The following is an 18,176-nucleotide window of genomic DNA, read 5'->3' on the forward strand; positions in this document are numbered from 1 at the left end:
GGACGCGATCTGCGGTTAAGACCACGAATGCCCGCGCCTGCCGCGGGCATTCACGTCTTTGGCGTTGCCCGGCACGGGCACAGGCGTGAGCGGCCGAATGTCCTTGGCCGAGACGGAGCCTGCCGCCCGATGTCCCAGCGCACCGCGACCCTGATCGGTCTGACAGCGATCCTGATGTGGTCGCTGCTGGCCCTGTTGACGGTTGCGACCGGCAAGATCCCCGCGTTTCAGCTTGCCGCGATGACATTCGCGGTCGGCGGCCTGGTCGGCATGCTGACCTGGATCGGCCGCCCAGCGGCGCCGCGCAGCCTCAAGCAGCCGATGCGGGCCTGGCTGGTCGGGGTCGGCGGATTGTTCGGCTACCACGCGCTGTATTTCCTCGCGCTGCGTTTCGCGCCGCCTGCAGAAGCGGGACTGCTGAACTATCTCTGGCCGCTCCTGATCGTGCTGTTCTCGGCGCTGCTGCCCGGCGAGCGGCTGGCCCTTCACCACGTGATCGGCGCCGCGCTCGGGCTCATCGGCACCGTGTTGCTGTTCATGGGCAACGGCGCGAGCTTCGCCGCCGACCAGCTGCCGGGATTGGCGGCGGCCTTCGTGGCGGCGTTCGTGTGGGCGATCTACTCGGTGCTGTCGCGCCGCCTCAAGGCGGTGCCGACCGATGCCGTGGCGGGCTTCTGTCTCGCGACCTCGCTGCTTGCGGCGGTGGTGCATGGGCTGGTCGAGCCTAAGGTATGGCCCGATGGTGCGGTCCAGTGGCTTGCGGTCGCAGGCCTCGGCATCGGCCCGGTGGGGGCGGCGTTCTATGCCTGGGATGTCGGCATGAAGCGCGGCGACATTCGCGTCCTCGGTGCGGCGTCCTATGCAACCCCACTGCTGTCGACCGCCTTTCTCATTCTCGCCGGCTACGCCCAGCCGACCGCCGCGATCGCTGTGGCGGCGCTGCTGATTGCCGGTGGCGGACTGGTCGCCGCGAAGGACCTCTTCCTGCTGCGCCGTCGCTAAGCGCCTGTGCTGCATCACCAGCGGGCCTGCGCCACGCCTGATCGAGCGGCCGCATCATGCTCGGCAGGAATCTGCCGATTATCCTTGATGCGCACTTAATCCGAGAGCGTTCGGGGGGCGTCGGCAGGTAGACTACAACCGCCGATGCTGTGCCGAGCCTCTCTGCACCTAACGCGCCCTTTACCCGTCCAGGCCAGACTGAGCCCGAATGAGAACGACAACGGGGCGGCGGATGCCGGACGTGAGACGTTATATCGCTCGCGCGGGGAACTTGTTTCGCGTGCCCGCGGACAATCCCGAGCTGACGCGCGCGCAGTTTCAGGCGTTCGCCAAGCAAATGCCGCTGCTGTATTTCATCCTGATCACCAACAGCCTTGCGCTCGCTTACACGTTCCTGCCGCTGGCCCCGATGGGGCTCACATTGGCCGTGCCGGCACTGCTGTCGGCCATCACCAGCGTCCGCATGGTCTGGTGGTTGCGGCAAGGCCATAACGTCTGCACCGACGCGGAAGCGCTGCAGTATCTACGCCTGACCAACCGCATTGCCGGACCGATCGGCGCGCTGTTCGTCGTCTGGTCGTTCTCACTGTTTCCCTATGGCGATCCGTTCGCCCAGGGGCAGGTGGCGTTCTACATGGCGGTGACGGTGATCGGGATCATCTTCTGCCTGATGCACCTGCGCTCGGCGGCGCTGATCGTCACGCTGGTGGTGATCGTCCCCTATGTCATCTTCTTCATGGCGACCGGCGTCCACGCCCTCCGTGCGATCGCAGTCAATCAGCTGCTCGTCTCCTGCGCGATGGTGACGGTGCTGTTCATCTACTATCGCGACTTCGCCGCGCTCGTCGACAGCCGCAAGTCGCTGCTCGCCGAGCAGGCCGCGACCCAGGCTCTGTCGGACGAGAATTTCCGGCTCGCCAATCTCGATTCCTTGACCGACCTGCCCAACCGCCGCCGCTTCTTTTCGGAGCTCACGAATGCCTTCGCCGAGGCCGAGCGCGACGGCACGCGGCTCGCTGTCGGCATCATCGATCTCGACGGCTTCAAGCCGGTGAACGACACCTACGGGCACACCGTCGGCGACCGCGTCCTGATGGAAGCCGCGCGCCGCATTCGCGACGTCTGCGAGCGCCGTGGCGCACAGGTGCATCTGGCGAGGCTCGGCGGCGACGAGTTCGGCCTGGTCGTGACGGGCAATCCGACCGACGACGATCTGCTCTCGCTCGGGCGTGACATCACCGAGCGGATCAAGCTGCCCTATCAGTTCGATGCGACGCATTCCGGGCTGTCCTGCTCGACCGGGTTTGCGCTCTATCCACGCTCGGCTACGGCGGCCGATGCGCTGTATGAGTGCGCCGACTACGCGCTGTATCACGCCAAGCGCCGCGCGCGCGGACAGGCGATCATCTTCTCCAGCGAGCTGGAGGCGGAGATCCGCAGCCGCAGCGTGATCGAGCATCTGTTGCGTACGGCCGATTTCGAGACCGAGATGGATCTGGCGTTCCAGCCGATCATGGACGCCACCAATTCGCGCACCACCGGCTTCGAGGTCCTGGCGCGCTGGAACAGTCCGAAGCTGGGACTGGTTTCGCCTGCGAGCTTCATTCCGGCGGCCGAGCGGATCGGCGTGATCCGCAGCCTCACTCGCTTCCTGCTGGTGAAGGCCCTGGCGGCAGCCCGGACTTGGCCCGACGACATCCGGATCTCGTTCAATCTTTCGGCGCACGATATCTGCGCGCCCGAAGGGGTGCTGCCGCTGATCGCCGTGATCCAGGCCAGCGGCGTGCCGCCGCGCCGCATCGAGTTTGAGATCACCGAGACTGCCGTCGCGTTCGATTTCGCGCGGGCCGAAGAATCCATCGCGGCCCTGAAGGCGCTCGGATGCGGCATCTCGCTGGACGATTTCGGCACCGGCTACTCGTCGCTCAGCCACGTGCACCGGCTGCCGCTGGACAAGCTCAAGGTCGACCGCAGCTTCGTGCACGACGTCAATGCCAATCCGGTCAGTCACAAGATCATCAAGTCGCTGACCGGCCTTTGCGCGGACATGGACATCTCCTGCGTCGTGGAGGGCGTCGAGACCAAAGAGCAGCTCGACAGCCTGAAGCGTCTCGGAGCCGATTACATCCAGGGCTATTATTTCGCCGAGCCGATGCCGGCCGATGCGATCTCAGGCTTTCTGGCGCGGGAGCGCCAGCACTTCGCCGATCGGGCCAGCGTCAAGGTCGCCGGCGCCAGCGCCTGAGCTATACGGGCTCCCAGTCCGCGGGCGCCAGCTCGAATCCGGCGAAGTCGAAGCCGGGGGCGACGGTGCAGCCGACCAGGGTCCAGTCGCCCGTGCTCTCGGCGGCCTGCCAGGCGTACGCCGGCACCACCGCCTGCGGCTGCTGGCCAGCGGCGAAATCGATTCCCAGCGTCGTCGTGTGCGGCCCCTCGCCCTCGCGAGCGATACGCAGAACCAGCGGCGCTCCGGCATAGTAGTGCCAGGTCTCGACCGCATCGACCTTGTGCCAATGCGAGCGTTCACCGCGCGCCAGCAGGAAATAGATCAGCGTCGACGCGGCGCGGCCGGTCTCGTCCACCGCCGTATCGCGAAACGTCTCGCGGAAGTGACCACCCTCCGGATGCGGCTGCAGGCCGAGACGGGCGATGATGTCGGCGGCGAGGAGCGTGGTCATGATCGTGATCCGCGGGCTTACGACTTGTTCTTGCGCTCGCGCAGCTCGCCGAACACCTCCTCGGCGCTCGCTCCCTTCATGCGGAGCCGCACGGCGATCGCCGGGTCATCGGCGCGCAGAAACACGTTGGCTTGCTTCTCCTCGCCGAGCAGCACGGGGATGGTGGGCTGATTCGCCGCGCGCAGCCGCGTCACCTCGGCGGCACGCGCCTTCAGCGCCTCATTGTCCGGATCGACGGTGAGCGCGAACTTGACGTTCGACGCCGTGTATTCGTGGCCGCAATACAGCCTGAAATCGTCGGGCAGGGTTCGCAGCTTCAGCAGCGAATCCCACATCATCGGATAGGTTCCCTCGAAGACGCGGCCGCAGCCGATCGAGAACAGCGTATCGGCCGCGAACACCGCCTTGTCGGCATCGAACACGTAGGACACATGGTCGAGCGTGTGGCCGGGCGTCTCCAGCACGCGCGCCAGGAGCTCGCCGACCTTGACGACATCGCCATGGGCGACGCGCAGGTCGACATCCGCGATGGCGGCCTTCCTGTCATGAGGCCCGATCACGCGGCAGCCGTAGCGCTGCTTCAACTCGGCAACGCCGCCGACATGATCGTAGTGATGATGGGTGATCAGAATGTCGGTCAGCGTCCAGCCGTTGGCCTCCAGCTGCCGGACGATCGGACCCGCCTCGGGGGCGTCGACCGAGGCCGTGGCGCCAGTTGCGGGATCGTGGATCAGATAGCCGAAATTGTCGGACAGGCAGGTGAAGACGCGGATGTCGGCGGCCATGATGTCTCCGTCGGCGGTACCGGCGCGGCACGAACGCGCTGCGCGTGATGTCAGATCTGGCTGAGAGACCGGGCCCGGGGCGCAGCGTCGCGGGCGGCCTCCGTCGTGGCGTAGCGGCAGAGATATGGCGTTAACGCTGCAGGCGCAACGCTATATTGGGCGCGCGGCAGGCTACAACGGCATGTTACATTGATGTTCATGGACGTGATCGATCTGCGGAATTTCTATTCGGGGCGCCTTGGAATCGTCGCGCGGCTGCTGATCAACCGCGGCATTCGCGCGCGCTGGCCGAGTGCGGCCGGGCAGCGCGTACTCGGCGTCGGCTATCCCACACCCTATCTCGGCCTGTTCCGCGAGGATTCGGAGCGCTGCATCGCCTTCATGCCAGCCGCCCAGGGCGTGCTGAAATGGCCGACGGCGCGGCCCACGCTGGCCTCGCTGGTCGACGAGTTCTCGCTGCCGCTACCGGACGCCGCCGTCGATCGGATCCTGATCGTGCATGCGCTGGAAATGTCCGATGATCCCGCCGGGCTGCTGCGCGAGATGTGGCGGGTGCTGGCGCCGGCGGGGCGGATGATCATCGTGATCCCCAACCGCCGCGGCATCTGGACGCGCAGCGACAACACGCCGTTCGGTCACGGCCGGCCGTATTCGCGCTCCCAGATCACGCAGCTGCTGCGCCAGACCTGGTTCACGCCGAGCGCCTGGGGCGAGGCGTTGTTCATGCCGCCGGTCGGCGGCTGGTTCCTGAAATCGGCAATGGCCTGGGAACGGGTCGGCGCGGCGCTTTCACTCCCCTTTGCCGGGGTTCACATCGTCGAGGCGACCAAGCAGGTCTATCGCGTGATCCCGGCCCGGCGCGAGCGCATCCGGCTGATCCCGCGGCTCGAGCCGGTGCTGGCCCCGGCGCCGTCAGCGCAAGGGTCCAATCTCGGCTCCAATTTCGCGGCCGAGCTCGATCCCGATCTGGCCTCTCGTTCCTCGTCGGACGACTGATCGCGACGACTAGGCGCAGAGAGATCCGCGAGCTCGCAAAAAAAGCGGGCAGGCCGTGGGGCCTGCCCGCTCGATCATCATGGATCGTGATGATTACTCGCCGGGATTGAGATCCTCGCTCGGCGCCGGAGCGGCTGCAGCGGCCTCCGGACGCGGTCCGTGCGGACGGCGGCGACGCCGGGGATAGCGCTCTGCACCGCCCTCGAAAGCCGCCGGCGCATTGGCGATCTGCGGCTGCGGACCGGTGATGAAGGACGGCAGCCGGTCGACGCCGCTGTCGGCGATCACAGGCTGCGGTTGCGGCTGATAGGCAGCCGGCTGCGGACGCTCGCGGTGCTCTCGCGGCTCACGGTCGCGATGCTCCTGGGCCTCGCGGTTCTCGCGCGGTTCGCGATGCTCCCGCGGCTCTCTCGGCTCACGATGCTCGCGCGGCTGGCGATGCTCGCGGGCTTCGCGGTGCTCACGCGGCTGCTGCTGATCACGCTGATAGGGCTGCTGATTGTCGCCGCGCTCGCGCTGCCCACCGTCGCGCACGAAAGGCTGAGCCTGCGGCTGGGGCTGAACGAAACCCGGCTCCTGGCCGAAATTGGAGAAGCTCTCGCCATCATCATCGAGATCGTCGACGGTCAGGTCATCGGTGTTGCGCGGCTGCGGCTGGTTCTGGCGGAACTGCTCCTGAGCCGCGGCGATCAGGCGGAAATAATGCTCGGCATGCTGATAGTAGTTCTCGGCGGCGACGGGATCGCCCGAGGAGCGCGCGTCGCGGGCAAGCTGGACGTATTTCTCGGCCACATGAGAGGCAGTGCCGCGGATCTTGATGTCAGGCCCGTTGGACTCGAACACCCTGGTCAGCGGATTCTGGCCGCGCCGGTTATTATTATTGTTGCCGTTATTCCGGTTGCGCATCCGCTTGTTGTTCTGACCGTTTCTCATGTCCTGCCTTTATTCCAACCCTGCGTTAGGAGCACTGATTGTCATCGGAATACCGATACCGTATTGAAATACCGTCCCGTGGCCTGGACGCCATCCGTGCGGTCCAAATGGCCTGAGCCGACCAATGTCGTTCCGACATGCCGGTCTTGACCCATGTCGATGTGATCGACAGCCGATTCGCTCGACAAAAGCGTGTTCAACACGCGTTCCCCACCCACCGGTCATTTCGACCGGCGAACCACGTCAATCAGCCAGCCCGGGCGATTACGCCACGACCGACCCAGTTTGCTTAGCGTAAGACTTCAAGTGCAAAGTCAGGCTTTCGTTCGCTTTGCAGTCGTAGGCTGCGCAGCCATCAGGCTCTCGCGCTCAACAGATCTGCGTTCTGGAACCAATCGCCCGGCGCGGCTCTCTGGCATCTGTCCACCGCGGTGTTCCGTGAATACCGCTCAGCGGGGCCTGCGCCGATGCTATGGACGAAACGTAGTCGCTCCTCGAGGATATTCCAAGAGCTTTTTCTGCGTCTGCCAGCCTTTACCGGCGCTTTTTTAGGGCCATGACGGCCCTCGGAATACCGGCGAGATCGGCCCTGATGGCCGACGAATCGCTCGCCAGACCGGCCTCGGTCATCAGCCCCGCGACGTCGCCGCTCTGGCCCTGACCGACCTCGACGATGACGGCGCCGCCGGTCTGAAGCAGCAGCGCGGCCTGTGGGATCAGTGTGCGATAGGCGGCGAGACCGTCACCGCCGCCATCAAGTGCCCGGAGCGGGTCATGAGCGTGCACCTCGGTCGCGAGACCGGCGATGTCGGCCGAGGGAATGTAGGGCGGATTCGACACGATCAGATCGAACGGCGGCGCGAGCGCGGTCGCATAGGAGCAGGCGACGAAAGCGGCGCGGTCGTTCAGACCGAGCGCACGCGCATTCTCGCGTGCCGTCGTCAGCGCGGCGATGCTGATGTCGGTCCCGACGCCGGAGGCCCGCGGCAGCTCGGACAGCAGGGCCAGGAGGATGGCGCCCGATCCGGTGCCGAGATCGCCGATGCGCAGCGGCCGCGTCAGCGCGCCGCCGGCGGAGAGGTGGTCCAGCGCCAGCTCGACGACGGTCTCGGTGTCCGGCCGGGGCACCAGCGTGTCAGCCGACAGCCGGAGCTCGAGTCCCCAGAACTCCTTGTGCCCGAGGATGCGGGCCACCGGTTCGCCAGCGAGGCGGCGCTGCACCAGTGCGTCGAGTCGTTGCGCATCGTCATGGGAGAGGGCGCGCTTGCCGTGCATCACCAGACCGGTCAGATCGAGCTGCAGCGCATGGCCCACCAGAAGCCGCGCGTCGAGCTCGGGCGAGTCCAAACCGGCGTCGCCGAAGCGCGCCGCGAGCGCGCGTCGCGCCGAATCGATGCTGGCGCCGGCGGCGATCTTGGTCATCGCGCACGCTTTCTCCACGCGTCATCCCCGCGAAAGCGGGGATCCATACGCCGTGCAAGCGCGGGACGGGTGGTCGGAGTTGCCTTTCGTGACAACCACTGAGGCCGGTGGTTATGGGTCCCGGCGTTCGCCGGGACGACACCACTTGTGTCGAGGCAGCGGCGCACCGCCGCTCGCAATCCGCGCGCCTTCATCACGCCGCCGCGCCTTGCGCGGCGAGCTGCGCCGCCTGGTGCTCCGTGGTGAGCGCGTCGACCAGCTCGCCAAGCGCTTCGCCGGCAATCACCTGCGGCAGCTTGTAGAGCGTCAGGTTGATTCGGTGGTCGGTGACGCGCCCTTGCGGGAAATTGTAGGTGCGGATGCGTTCGGAGCGGTCGCCGGAGCCGACCTTCTCCTTGCGCTCGGCGGAGCGCGCGGCGTCGACCTTCTGCCGCTCGGCGTCGTAGATGCGCGAGCGCAAAATGTTCATCGCCGACGCCCGGTTCTTATGCTGCGAGCGGCTGTCCTGCATCATCACCACGATGCCGGTCGGAATGTGGGTGATGCGGATCGCCGATTCGGTCTTGTTGACGTGCTGGCCGCCCGCGCCTTGCGCCCGCATGGTCTCGATGCGCAGATCGTCCTGCTTGATGTCGACGTCGACGTCCTCGATCTCCGGCAGCACGGCCACCGTCGCCGCCGAGGTGTGGATGCGGCCCTGCGTCTCGGTGTCGGGCACGCGCTGCACGCGGTGGACGCCGGATTCGAATTTCAGCTTGGCGAACGCGCCGCGGCCCTGCACCTCGGCGATGATTTCCTTGTAGCCGCCGACGGTGCCCTCTGACGCCGAGATCACCTCGACCTTCCAGCCCTGCAAGCTCGCGAAGCGCTCGTACATCCGGAACAGATCGCCGGCGAACAGAGAGGCCTCGTCGCCGCCGGTGCCGGCGCGGATTTCGAGCACGACGTTGCGATCGTCCATCGCGTCCTTGGGCAGGAGCGCGATGCGGATCTTCTGCTCCAGCTCGCCGCGGCGCGCGACCAGCTCGTCGCGCTCGCTCTCCGCCATCGCGCGCATCTCGGCATCGGTGTCGGGATCGGCGATCAGCGCCTCAGTGTCGGCGAGTTCTTTGACGCCCGCACGATAAGCCTTCACGGCGTCGATCAGCGGATTGAGCTCGGCGAGCTCGCGGGTGATCTGCACGTAGCGGTCGGAGTTGACCTGGCCGAGCAGCTCCGCCTCCAGCGAGGCGTGATGCGCGAGCAGGACGTCCAGTTTGGCTTCGGGAAGCGACGACATGATGTAATCTGATGTAGGAGCAAACGATACGAACGGAAGTCGCGCGGGCCGCGGCTGGCCCGCTACAGCGCGAGGCCTTCGCTCTCGGCGAACTCGGTCAGCTTCTGCCGCATCGATATGCTGCCGGCCGGCGTCGCCAGCCACTCGGCCATCTTGGCTTCAGCCTTGGCGGCGTCGAGCTCTAGGATCATCGCCTTCACCGGCCCATGCGCGGTCGCCGACAGCGACAGCGAGCGGTAGCCGAGCGCGATCAGCGCCAGCGCGCCGATCGGCTTGGAGGCCATCTCGCCGCAGAGCGACACTGACCGCTTGGCCGCCTTGGCCTTGCGCACGATCTCCTGCAGCGCACGCAGGATCGGCGTCGATAGCGTGTCGAAGCGCTCGGAAACCTTGGCATTGCCGCGGTCGACGGCGAACAGGAACTGGAACAGGTCGTTGGAGCCGACCGAAATGAAGTCGACCTTCGCCAGCAGCTCGTCCATCTGGTACAGCAGCGCCGGGACCTCGAGCATGGTGCCGATGTCGACGCGCTCCGGCAGCGTGTGGCCATGCTGGCGCAGGTAAGTCAGCTCGCGCTCGACGATCGCCTTTGCCGTGTCGAACTCGGCGACCTCCGAGATCATCGGGAACATGATGCGCAACGAGCGGCCGCCGCCGGCGCGCAGCAGCGCGCGGATCTGGCCGCGCAGCAGGCCCGGGCGATCGAGCCCGAGGCGGATCGCGCGCCAGCCGAGCGCCGGATTCTCCTCGATCACCGTCTCCATGTAGGGCAGCGCCTTGTCGCCGCCGATGTCGAGTGTCCGGAACGTGACAGGCTTCGAGCCGGCCGCGTCGAGGACCGTGCGATACAGCGCCAGCTGGTCACTGGAGCGCGGCAGGCTGGCCGACACCATGAACTGCAGCTCGGTGCGGAACAGGCCGATGCCGGCGCTGCCGGTGTCCTCGATATGCGGCAGGTCGATCACGAGGCCGGCATTGATCATCAGCTCGACCGGCTGGCCGTCCTTTGTCTTGCACGGCTTGTTGCGCAGCTCGCTGTATTGCGCCTGCCTGCGGGCGCGGAAGCGCACCCGCTCGGCATAGGCGGACTCGATCTCCGCCGACGGCCGCACATAGATCGAGCCGGAGGTGCCGTCGACGATGATGGCGTCGCCGGGATCAGCGATGCCGGGCGCGTTCGGCACCTCGCCGACCGCGGGGATGCCGAGCGCGCGGGCGACGATCGCGACATGCGAGTTGGCGGTGCCTTCCTCCAGCACCAGGCCGCGCAGACGCTTGCGATCGTAGTCCAGCAGCGCCGCCGGGCCCATCGCGCGGGCGATCAGGATGGCGTTGTCGGGCAGGTGATCGCGACTCGGCGCATGGTCCTGCCCGACCAGTTGGCGCAGCAGCCGGTAGCCGAGATCCTCGAGATCGTGCAGACGTTCGCGCAAATACGGATCGGTCGAACGCAGCATGCGGGCGCGGGTGTCGGACTGCACGCGCTCGACCGCGGCCTCGGCGGTCAGGCCGGTCGCGACCGCTTCATGCAGCTTGTGCGACCAGCCCTGGTCGTTGGCGAACATCCGATAAGCTTCCAGCACCTCGCGGTGCTCGCCGCCGTCGGCGACGTCGCCGCGCTCCAGCATGCGGTCGAGATCGGCGCGCAACTTGACCAGCGCGGCGTCGAGCCGCTTGATCTCCTTCGGCAGGTCCTCGGCGATGTAGTTGTTGACGACCACGCGCGGCTCGTGGAGGACGACATGTCCGAGCGCGATGCCGTCCGACAGCACCGCCCCGGTCTTGTGCACCGAGTGCCGCACGGCCGGCTCGGCACCTGGCTGTGCGAGGGCCGCGAGCTCGCCCGAGGCGATCATCTCGGCGAGCACCATCGCGGTGGTCTGCAGCGCTTCGACCTCTTCCTCGACATAGGTGCGCTTGGCGCGGTTCTGCACCACGAGCACGCCGAGCGTGTTGCCGGCGCGCAGGATCGGCACGCCCAGGAAGGAGTGGTAGATTTCCTCGCCAGTCTCCGGGCGATACGAGAAGGCCGGGTGATTCTGCGCGTCGCTCAAATTGAGCGGGGTGGCCTCGCTGGCGACGAGGCCGACCAGACCTTCATGGGCGCTCAGCACCGTCATGTGGACGGCGTCGCGGTTCAGACCTTCGGTGGCGTAGAGTTCGAGCGTGTTGTCGACGCGCAGCACATAAACCGAGCAGACTTCCGCGACCATGTTGGCCGCGATGAGCACCACGATCTTGTCGAGCCGCTCCTGTGCCGAGACCTGCTCCGCCATGGTCTCGCGAAGCCGTCTGAGCAGGACGCGGGGGCCTCCCGACGTGCTTCGCATGTGGCACAATCCCCCTTCCTGGGGCCAGACCGGCGCGCGGCCGAGCTGGCGCTAAAGTCGCGAAATCGAACAGCTTTCTTGATTCCATGCTGCCGCACCCTGAAAGTGCCGGCCCGAATCAGGACAACCATCACTGGAGCACAGTTCGCGGCAGCCATCCTGCGAGGCGTATAGCGAATTAGGGCTTGTTTTGCCAAGCAAAACGCCTGCCAGCGGCGGCGACGTCAACGGCTTTCGCGCACGTCTGCGCGATGTCCCGCTGTTACGAAACGGGACACCGGGCGTGACGGGGGAGAATTTTCTAGGCCTGGTCCAATCCGTAGAGCGTATGCAGCGTGCGGACGGCCAGCTCGGTATAGGCGGCGTCGATCAGCACCGAGAACTTGATCTCGGAGGTCGTGATCGCGCGAATGTTGATGTTGCGGGCGGCGAGCGCCGCAAAACCCTTGGCGGCGACCCCGGCATGGCTGCGCATGCCCGAGCCGATCACCGACACCTTGGCGACGTCGGTAGCGGCGTCCATGCGCTGGTATCCGATCTTGTCCTTGGCCGCCGTGATGGTCTCGCGGGCCCGATTATAGTCGGTCGCCGGCACGGTGAAGGTCAGGTCGGTGGTCTTGCCGTCCTCGGAGACGTTCTGGACGATCATGTCGACGTTGATGTTGGCATCCGCCAGCGGCCCGAAGATCGAGGCGGCGATCCCCGGCTTGTCCTCGATCTGGCGCACCGAGATCTGGGCCTCGTCCTTGGAGAAGGCGATGCCGGTCACGACGTGATTTTCCATGATTTGTTCCTCGCTGCAGATCAGCGTCCCCGGCGGCTGGTTGGCGTGCGGGTCGATATCCTCGGGCTTGTCGAATGAGGAGCGGACGAAGATCGGCATGTTGTGGACCATGCCCAGTTCCACCGAGCGGACCTGCAGCACCTTGGCGCCCTGGGACGCCAGCTCCAGCATGTCCTCGAAGGCGATCTTGTCCAGCCGCTTGGCCTTGGGCACCACGCGGGGATCGGTGGTGTAGACGCCGTCGACGTCGGTATAGATGTCACAGCGGTCGGCCTTGATGGCCGCGGCGATCGCGACCGCAGAAGTATCCGAGCCGCCACGGCCAAGCGTGGTGATTCGTCCGGTCTCGGCATTGATGCCCTGGAAGCCGGCAATGACCGCGACCTCCTTGCGCTCCTGGAACCGCTGGATCAGCTCGGAACCGTCGATGCCGACGATTCGCGCCGAGGCATGGGCGTCGCTGGTCTTGATCGGGATCTGCCAGCCCTGCCAGGAGCGGGCCTGGATGCCCATGCTCTGCAGCACGATCGCGAGCAGGCCCGACGTGACCTGCTCGCCCGAGGCCACCACGGCGTCGTATTCGCGCGCGTCATGCATCGGCGACGCTTCGGTGCACCAGGCGACCAATTCGTTGGTCTTGCCGGACATCGCCGAGACCACGACGGCAACCTCATGCCCCGCGTCGACCTCGCGCTTGACGTGGCGCGCGACGTTGCGGATGCGGTCGATGTTGGCGACGGAGGTGCCGCCGAATTTCAGCACGAGGCGACCCATGACGACGCGCTCATTCCCAGCAGGAGGATAAGTTGACCGGCCGGGCGCGAAAGCGGAGGCGCATCAGCCGAAACGCGCGTATACATAGCGCCGCGGCCGGGGGCAAGACGGTTCCTTGTGGTGATGGAGTGGGGTAGAGGACTGGTATGGCGCGTTATATCGACGAAATCCTGCAACCCGGCGAGAAGGTGCTGTATTCGACCAACGCACACTGGATGTTCTATCTGCCGGCGATCGGGGCCTGGATCGTCGTGTTCGGATTGATCGTCCTGTCGCGGATGACCGTGAACGATAATCTCGTGATGCTGTGCCTGGCGACCGCCGCCGTGATGGCTGTGGTGGCATTGTACTGGACGGTGCGGGCCTGGTTCCACCGCCTGACGACGGAGACCGACGTCACCAATCGCCGCGTCGTCCACAAGACCGGTTTCATCCGCCGCCGGACCTTCGAGATGGCGCTCGACAAGGTCGAGAGCGTCGACGTCAACCAGACCATCATGGGACGTATTCTCAACTACGGCGACGTCACCATCCTGGGCGTCGGCGAAGGCAAGGAAACCATTTCGACCATCGCGGAGCCGCTGGCGTTTCGCAACGCCATCACGGCGCGATAGCCCGCCCGGACGGTCCAGCTTCGATCATGAGTATGCAGCGATGACAATGTCTCAGGATTCCCGCAGTACGCCCGGCTCGACGGTCGATCCGGCCGAGATTGCGAAATTCTCCAAACTGTCGGAGACCTGGTGGGACCCCAAGGGCAAGATGGCGCCCTTGCACAAGATCAACCCGCTGCGCCTGACCTATATCCGCGACGCCGCCTGCCGGAAGTTCGAGCGCAACGCCAAGAGCCTCAACTGCCTGTCGGGTCTGCGCATGCTCGACATCGGCTGCGGCGCCGGCCTGTTGTGCGAGCCGTTCACGCGCCTCGGCGCGCAGGTCGTCGGCGTCGATCCCTCCGCGAGCAACATCGCCGCCGCCAAGCTGCACGCCGAGAAGGGCCATATGTCGATCGACTACCGCTGCACGACCATCGAAGAGATGGATCCGCGCGAGCGCTTCGACATCGTGCTGGCGATGGAGGTCGTCGAGCACGTCACCGATGTCGGCGCCTTCCTCGGCCGCTGCGCCGCCGTGCTGAAGCCGGGCGGCCTGATGGTGGTCTCGACCCTGAACCGCAACTGGAAGAGCTTCGCGCTCGCCATCGTCGGCGCCGAATATGTCCTGCGCTGGCTGCCGCGCGGGACGCATGAATGGAGCAAGTTCGTCACTCCCGACGAGCTGACCAAATATCTCCTCGACAACCGCCTCGTCATCACCGAGCAGAGCGGCGTCGTCTACAGCCCGTTCGCCGACCGCTGGAGCCTGTCCAGCGACATGGACGTGAACTACATGGTGGTCGCCGAGCAGATGGTCTGATCAGCTCTGACTTGGATCGTCTGCCGCTCCATATACGGTGTCGTCCCTGCGAACGCAGGGACCCATAACCACAGGGAGGGGTTAGGGGCACGCTAGGAGACTAGGCCGCTGAGATCGCGCCATTCGAGATTGTCGCGCTCGATCAGCTCGATCTTCCAGTCGCGCTTCCAGCGCTTGAGCTGTTTCTCGCGAGTGATCGCTTCTTCGACGGCGGCGTAGGTTTCGACGTAGACGAGGCGGAAAACGCCATATTTTTTGACGAAGTCCGAGCCTTGGCCTTTTCGATGTTGCTCAAGTCGTGTTCGGATCGAGTTCGTCACGCCGATATACAGCGTGCCGTGCCGTCCACTCGCGAGGATATAGACGTAGTACATCGCCGCACCATCGCGTGGATGGATCCCCTAACCCAATTGAAGCCGGTGGTTATGGGTCCCTGCGTTCGCAGGGACGACACCGTTTTTGCGGCGCGAGCGTACCACAACGCGCCGAGAATGCCTGCCCTTCGACGAGAGCTGCAATCCTGACATGCGGCTGAACCGCCACAAGCGCTGTTGACCCGGCGCTCCGCCCTCGCCACGGTGCCGGCCTCACCGCGGCGTAGTCACCCCATGCTCTCCATCACCTCGCTCTGGATCCCGTTCACGCTGGTTGCCGCAGCCGGCCAGGTCGCGCGCAATGCGATGCAGCGGTCGTTGACGGCGAAGCTCGGCACCTGGGGCGCGACCAATATCCGTTTTCTGTTTGGGTTTCCGTTCTCGCTGGTGTTCCTGAGCATGGTGCTGGTGGCGACCGGGGATCATCTGCCATGGCCGCCGGCGTCGTTCTGGCCGTGGCTGCTGCTCGGCGCGCTCAGCCAGATCGTTGCCACCGGCCTGATGCTGCTGGCGATGACCGATCGCTCCTTCGTGGTCACCACGGCCTATCTGAAGACCGAGGCGATCCAGACCGCGATCTTCGGCTTCATCTTCCTCGGCGATCCGCTGTCGTTGCCGAAACTGGTGGCCATCCTGATTGCGACGATCGGCGTGGTCATCACCGCGCTCAGGCCTGGCGGCGAGAAGAGCTTTGCGGAGCTGAAACCGACCGTGACAGGCCTGGTCGCGGCCGCGGCCTTTGCGCTGTCGGCGGTCGGCTACCGAGGCGCCATCATCGCGGTCCAGGGCGTCAGCTTCGTGACCGCGGCCTCCACCACGCTGGTCGCGGGCCTGTTCGTGCAGACGGCGATCCTGACCGTCTATCTGCTGGCGCGGGCGCCGGACATCCTGCGCGGGATCCTGTCGTTGTGGCGGCCGTCGATGATGGCGGGCTTTGTCGGCGCCTTTGCCTCGCAGTTCTGGTTCCTGGCGTTTGCGCTGACCGCGGCCGCGAATGTCCGAACCTTGGCGCTGATCGAGGTGCTGTTCGCGCAGGGCGTGTCGTACTACTCGTTCAAGCAGCCGGTCTCGCTGCGCGAGCTCTGCGGCATCGCGCTGATCGTCGCCGGCGTGGCGCTGTTGATCGCGGTGTAGTCAGCCCTTGATGGCGATCAGCACGGCGCCTGCTGCGATCAGGGCAATGCCAGTCCAGCCCTGCAGGCTCGGACGCTCACCGAGAAAGACCGCGCCGAACAGCGCGACGAGCACGACGCTGAGCTTGTCGATCGGCGCGACCAGCGTCGCCGGTCCAAGTTTGAGAGCGCGGAAATAGCACAGCCAAGATGCGCCGGTGCCGAGGGCTGAGAGCGTCAGGAAGATCCAGCTCTTCGTCGAGATCGGCCCCGGAGTGGTGAGCTGGCCGGTCGCGAACAGGATCAGCGCCAAGGTCACCAGCACGATGGCGGTGCGGATGAGCGTCGCGAGGTCGGAGTTGAGGCCCTCGACGCCGACCTTGGCGAAAATCGCGGTGAGCGCCGCGAACAACGCGGAGAGCAGGGCCCAGAGTTGCCACGAGGAGGAGAGGGGGGACATCGTCATCTCCCGGAGGAAGGTCGCAGTTCAGGTCGATCTATATCAACCGTCATTGCGAGCGCAGCGAAGCAATCCAGGGCTGTGGACGGGACTCTGGATTGCTTCGCTGCGCTCGCAATGACGAAGAGATTGCCGAGATCGTGTGCGCATCACTGGCGGGTTGTCGCCGATGACGAGCCCAGCTCGTCAATTCCGGTCGTCCGGCAGCACCGGGATCGGGGCGACCTCGATGCCTTCCTCGATCAGCTCGCGCGCCTCGTCGAGCGAAGCCTCGCCGTAGATCGGCCGATGCTCGGTCTCGCCGTAGTGCATCTTGCGCGCCTCGGTCGGGAAGCGCTCGCCGACATCGTCGGCGTTCTTGACGATATGGTCGCGCAGCTCCTTGAGCTTGGCGCGCAGCTCGCGCTCCTGCGCCATCAGCAGCGACGTCGGTCCGGGCGGAATCACCTCCTGCGTCGGCACCGGCGCGGGAGCGGCGGGCACAGGCAGCGTCTCGCGGCCCTTCTTGCTGACGATGCGCGGCGCCATGATCGCCTTCTCGACCTTGGTCGAGCCGCAGGCCGGGCATTCCACCAGCTTGCGCTTCACCTGAGAGTCGTAGGCCGAGGAGCTCTGAAACCAGCTTTCGAACGAATGATCACGCTCGCAGCGCAGCGCATAGCGGATCATGCCGAGCCCCGCACGAGGTGCAGATAGTCCGGTCCGCCCTTGGGATCGGCGATACCGAACCGGCGGCCGTGCTGCAGGGAAGGAATGGTCTGGCGCACGCTCTCGACCCTGGAGGGATCGATGCGCGCCAGGATGACGCCGGGCTCGACGCCGCCCTCGGCGAGGATCTCGCCCCAGGGATCGATGATCAGCGAATGGCCGAAGGTCTCGCGCTTGTTCTCGTGCAGGCCGCATTGCGCGGCGGCGAACACGAAGCAGCCGGTCTCGATGGCGCGGGCGCGCAGCAAGGTGTGCCAGTGGGCCTCGCCGGTCTTGCGGGTGAACGCCGAGGGCACGCTGATGAACGACGCGCCGCTCTCGGCGAGCGCGCGATACAGCGCCGGAAAGCGGACGTCGTAGCAGATCGTCAGGCCCAGCCGGCCCCACGGCAGATCCGAGATCACCGCCGTTTCGCCCGGCTGATAGTTCGCGGACTCGCGATAGCTCTCACCGCCCGGCAGGTCGATGTCGAACATGTGGATCTTGTCGTAGCTCGCCAGCACCTGGCCGTCGGGCCCGATCAGGAACGAGCGGTTCACGGCCTTCTCGGCCGAGAAGCGCAGCGCCAGCGATCCGATGTGCAGATGGATGTTCAGCTCCTTGGCGAGCGCGCGATAGGCCTTCAGCGAGGGATCTTCCTCCTCGCTCTTGAGCTGCTCGAACAGCGCCGTCCGGTTGAGCTGCATCATGTTGCTCACTTCCGGCGTCTGGACGTATTGCGCGCCCTGCGCGACCGCTTCCCGGATCAGCCTGGTGCCCTGCTCGAGGCTCGGCTCGGGCAACAGCGCGGTGCGCATCTGCACCATGGCGGCGGTAAAGCTGCGGTCGTTGCTCATGATGTCGCCTTGTCTCCAGCCAGCATGGCGTCGAGCCTGCCCTCGCGATCGAGCGCATAGAGATCGTCGCAGCCGCCGATATGGGTCTTGCCGATGAAGATCTGCGGGAAGGTCGAGCCCGGGCCAACGCGATCATACATCTGCTGCCGGACGTTCGGATCCTTGCCCGCGTCGTATTCGGTGAAAGGGACGTTCTTGCGGGTCAGGAGCGATTTGGCGGCCGTGCAGTAGCCGCACCCCGGACGGGTATAGATTTCGATCGCAGCGGTCATGTCGCGCTCAGCTGT

Annotated in this window: 18 protein-coding genes; 6 read left to right on the forward strand and 12 right to left on the reverse strand. The window is 65.9% G+C overall.

The genetic code is table 11. The features are described from left to right. Positions 1 to 129 precede the first annotated feature (129 nt). Together BRADO_RS02655 and BRADO_RS02660 are read left to right on the forward strand one after the other, a co-directional pair. Positions 130 to 1,002 (forward strand): DMT family transporter, encoded by an 873-nt coding sequence (locus BRADO_RS02655; protein ID WP_011923771.1) that lies wholly within the window; start codon positions 130 to 132, stop codon positions 1,000 to 1,002. 232 nt (positions 1,003 to 1,234) lie between these two features. Continuing rightward, on the forward strand, positions 1,235 to 3,247 hold the full coding sequence (locus tag BRADO_RS02660; protein ID WP_041756036.1) for a bifunctional diguanylate cyclase/phosphodiesterase: 2,013 nt from the start codon (positions 1,235 to 1,237) through the stop codon (positions 3,245 to 3,247). Position 3,248: 1 nt separating this feature from the next. On the opposite strand, the gene BRADO_RS02665 is transcribed toward BRADO_RS02660, so the two are convergent. Further along, positions 3,249 to 3,680 carry a cupin domain-containing protein gene (locus BRADO_RS02665; protein WP_041756037.1) on the reverse strand — a complete coding sequence of 144 codons (432 nt, stop codon included), beginning with the start codon at positions 3,678 to 3,680 and terminating at the stop codon, positions 3,249 to 3,251. Between the two features lie 17 nt (positions 3,681 to 3,697). Continuing rightward, on the reverse strand, positions 3,698 to 4,465 hold the full coding sequence (gloB, locus tag BRADO_RS02670; protein ID WP_011923774.1) for a hydroxyacylglutathione hydrolase: 768 nt from the start codon (positions 4,463 to 4,465) through the stop codon (positions 3,698 to 3,700). Between the two features lie 198 nt (positions 4,466 to 4,663). Here gloB and BRADO_RS02675 point away from each other — a divergent pair, with 198 nt between their 5' ends. Then, positions 4,664 to 5,461 (forward strand): class I SAM-dependent methyltransferase, encoded by a 798-nt coding sequence (locus tag BRADO_RS02675; protein ID WP_050781078.1) that lies wholly within the window; start codon positions 4,664 to 4,666, stop codon positions 5,459 to 5,461. Between the two features lie 93 nt (positions 5,462 to 5,554). On the opposite strand, the gene BRADO_RS02680 is transcribed toward BRADO_RS02675, so the two are convergent. The 5 genes from BRADO_RS02680 to BRADO_RS02700 form a co-directional block, all read right to left on the reverse strand. After that, entirely contained in the window at positions 5,555 to 6,394 is an 840-nt protein-coding gene (locus BRADO_RS02680; protein WP_011923776.1) for a DUF4167 domain-containing protein, read from the reverse strand. 534 nt (positions 6,395 to 6,928) lie between these two features. Further along, complete coding sequence (gene prmC, locus BRADO_RS02685) at positions 6,929 to 7,816, reverse strand: peptide chain release factor N(5)-glutamine methyltransferase (RefSeq protein WP_011923777.1); 888 nt, start codon at positions 7,814 to 7,816, stop codon at positions 6,929 to 6,931. 193 nt (positions 7,817 to 8,009) lie between these two features. Further along, positions 8,010 to 9,095, reverse strand: a complete 1,086-nt coding sequence (gene prfA / locus BRADO_RS02690; protein ID WP_011923778.1) for a peptide chain release factor 1 — start codon at positions 9,093 to 9,095, stop codon at positions 8,010 to 8,012. Positions 9,096 to 9,157: 62 nt separating this feature from the next. Next, positions 9,158 to 11,425, reverse strand: coding sequence for a phosphoenolpyruvate--protein phosphotransferase (gene ptsP / locus BRADO_RS02695; protein WP_011923779.1), 2,268 nt, complete (start codon positions 11,423 to 11,425; stop codon positions 9,158 to 9,160). A 301-nt stretch (positions 11,426 to 11,726) separates the two neighbouring features. Further along, positions 11,727 to 12,983, reverse strand: coding sequence for an aspartate kinase (locus BRADO_RS02700; protein WP_011923780.1), 1,257 nt, complete (start codon positions 12,981 to 12,983; stop codon positions 11,727 to 11,729). 146 nt (positions 12,984 to 13,129) lie between these two features. On the opposite strand from BRADO_RS02700, the gene BRADO_RS02705 reads away from it, so the two are divergent. Both BRADO_RS02705 and ubiG read left to right on the forward strand, forming a co-directional pair. Next, a complete protein-coding gene (locus BRADO_RS02705; protein ID WP_011923781.1) occupies positions 13,130 to 13,597 on the forward strand; it encodes a PH domain-containing protein in 468 nt (155 codons plus the stop codon). Positions 13,598 to 13,643: 46 nt separating this feature from the next. Further along, on the forward strand, positions 13,644 to 14,399 hold the full coding sequence (gene ubiG / locus BRADO_RS02710) for a bifunctional 2-polyprenyl-6-hydroxyphenol methylase/3-demethylubiquinol 3-O-methyltransferase UbiG (protein WP_083794811.1): 756 nt from the start codon (positions 13,644 to 13,646) through the stop codon (positions 14,397 to 14,399). A 92-nt stretch (positions 14,400 to 14,491) separates the two neighbouring features. Here the strand turns inward: ubiG and BRADO_RS02715 are convergent, their stop codons facing one another. Beyond that, positions 14,492 to 14,773, reverse strand: a complete 282-nt coding sequence (locus BRADO_RS02715) for a GIY-YIG nuclease family protein (RefSeq protein WP_011923783.1) — start codon at positions 14,771 to 14,773, stop codon at positions 14,492 to 14,494. 234 nt (positions 14,774 to 15,007) lie between these two features. Between BRADO_RS02715 and BRADO_RS02720 the strand changes: the two genes are divergently transcribed. Further along, complete coding sequence (locus BRADO_RS02720; RefSeq protein WP_011923784.1) at positions 15,008 to 15,907, forward strand: EamA family transporter; 900 nt, start codon at positions 15,008 to 15,010, stop codon at positions 15,905 to 15,907. On the opposite strand, the gene BRADO_RS02725 is transcribed toward BRADO_RS02720, so the two are convergent. The 4 genes from BRADO_RS02725 to grxC form a co-directional block, all read right to left on the reverse strand. Next, positions 15,908 to 16,345 carry an EamA family transporter gene (locus BRADO_RS02725; protein WP_011923785.1) on the reverse strand — a complete coding sequence of 146 codons (438 nt, stop codon included), beginning with the start codon at positions 16,343 to 16,345 and terminating at the stop codon, positions 15,908 to 15,910. A 186-nt stretch (positions 16,346 to 16,531) separates the two neighbouring features. Next, positions 16,532 to 17,014: a DUF1178 family protein gene (locus BRADO_RS02730; RefSeq protein ID WP_011923786.1), complete on the reverse strand. Its 483-nt coding sequence runs from the start codon at positions 17,012 to 17,014 to the stop codon at positions 16,532 to 16,534. Further along, the gene (locus BRADO_RS02735) at positions 17,011 to 17,889 is read right to left on the reverse strand and encodes a carbon-nitrogen hydrolase family protein (RefSeq protein ID WP_011923787.1); all 879 of its coding nucleotides are present in this window, start codon (positions 17,887 to 17,889) and stop codon (positions 17,011 to 17,013) included. The genes BRADO_RS02730 and BRADO_RS02735 overlap by 4 nt, the downstream gene beginning before the upstream one ends. Continuing rightward, the gene (gene grxC / locus BRADO_RS02740; protein WP_011923788.1) at positions 17,886 to 18,161 is read right to left on the reverse strand and encodes a glutaredoxin 3; all 276 of its coding nucleotides are present in this window, start codon (positions 18,159 to 18,161) and stop codon (positions 17,886 to 17,888) included. The genes BRADO_RS02735 and grxC overlap by 4 nt, the downstream gene beginning before the upstream one ends. Between the last annotated feature and the right edge of the window lie 15 nt (positions 18,162 to 18,176).

The organism is Bradyrhizobium sp. ORS 278 (assembly GCF_000026145.1).
In the GTDB taxonomy this organism is placed as follows: domain Bacteria; phylum Pseudomonadota; class Alphaproteobacteria; order Rhizobiales; family Xanthobacteraceae; genus Bradyrhizobium.

Excerpts from the sequence above, each read along its gene's own strand:
- BRADO_RS02655 (WP_011923771.1), top strand. The coding sequence starts at position 130 with ATGTCCCAGCGCACCGCGACCCTGATCGGTCTGACAGCGATCCTGATG.
- BRADO_RS02705 (WP_011923781.1), top strand. The coding sequence starts at position 13,130 with ATGGCGCGTTATATCGACGAAATCCTGCAACCCGGCGAGAAGGTGCTG.
- BRADO_RS02735 (WP_011923787.1), bottom strand. The coding sequence starts at position 17,889 with ATGAGCAACGACCGCAGCTTTACCGCCGCCATGGTGCAGATGCGCACC.
- BRADO_RS02675 (WP_050781078.1), top strand. The coding sequence starts at position 4,664 with ATGGACGTGATCGATCTGCGGAATTTCTATTCGGGGCGCCTTGGAATC.
- BRADO_RS02730 (WP_011923786.1), bottom strand. The coding sequence starts at position 17,014 with ATGATCCGCTATGCGCTGCGCTGCGAGCGTGATCATTCGTTCGAAAGC.
- grxC (WP_011923788.1), bottom strand. The coding sequence starts at position 18,161 with ATGACCGCTGCGATCGAAATCTATACCCGTCCGGGGTGCGGCTACTGC.
- BRADO_RS02660 (WP_041756036.1), top strand. The coding sequence starts at position 1,235 with ATGCCGGACGTGAGACGTTATATCGCTCGCGCGGGGAACTTGTTTCGC.
- BRADO_RS02720 (WP_011923784.1), top strand. The coding sequence starts at position 15,008 with ATGCTCTCCATCACCTCGCTCTGGATCCCGTTCACGCTGGTTGCCGCA.
- BRADO_RS02665 (WP_041756037.1), bottom strand. The coding sequence starts at position 3,680 with ATGACCACGCTCCTCGCCGCCGACATCATCGCCCGTCTCGGCCTGCAG.
- BRADO_RS02725 (WP_011923785.1), bottom strand. The coding sequence starts at position 16,345 with ATGTCCCCCCTCTCCTCCTCGTGGCAACTCTGGGCCCTGCTCTCCGCG.
- prfA (WP_011923778.1), bottom strand. The coding sequence starts at position 9,095 with ATGTCGTCGCTTCCCGAAGCCAAACTGGACGTCCTGCTCGCGCATCAC.
- prmC (WP_011923777.1), bottom strand. The coding sequence starts at position 7,816 with ATGACCAAGATCGCCGCCGGCGCCAGCATCGATTCGGCGCGACGCGCG.
- BRADO_RS02680 (WP_011923776.1), bottom strand. The coding sequence starts at position 6,394 with ATGAGAAACGGTCAGAACAACAAGCGGATGCGCAACCGGAATAACGGC.
- BRADO_RS02700 (WP_011923780.1), bottom strand. The coding sequence starts at position 12,983 with ATGGGTCGCCTCGTGCTGAAATTCGGCGGCACCTCCGTCGCCAACATC.
- ubiG (WP_083794811.1), top strand. The coding sequence starts at position 13,644 with ATGTCTCAGGATTCCCGCAGTACGCCCGGCTCGACGGTCGATCCGGCC.
- gloB (WP_011923774.1), bottom strand. The coding sequence starts at position 4,465 with ATGGCCGCCGACATCCGCGTCTTCACCTGCCTGTCCGACAATTTCGGC.
- BRADO_RS02715 (WP_011923783.1), bottom strand. The coding sequence starts at position 14,773 with ATGTACTACGTCTATATCCTCGCGAGTGGACGGCACGGCACGCTGTAT.
- ptsP (WP_011923779.1), bottom strand. The coding sequence starts at position 11,425 with ATGCGAAGCACGTCGGGAGGCCCCCGCGTCCTGCTCAGACGGCTTCGC.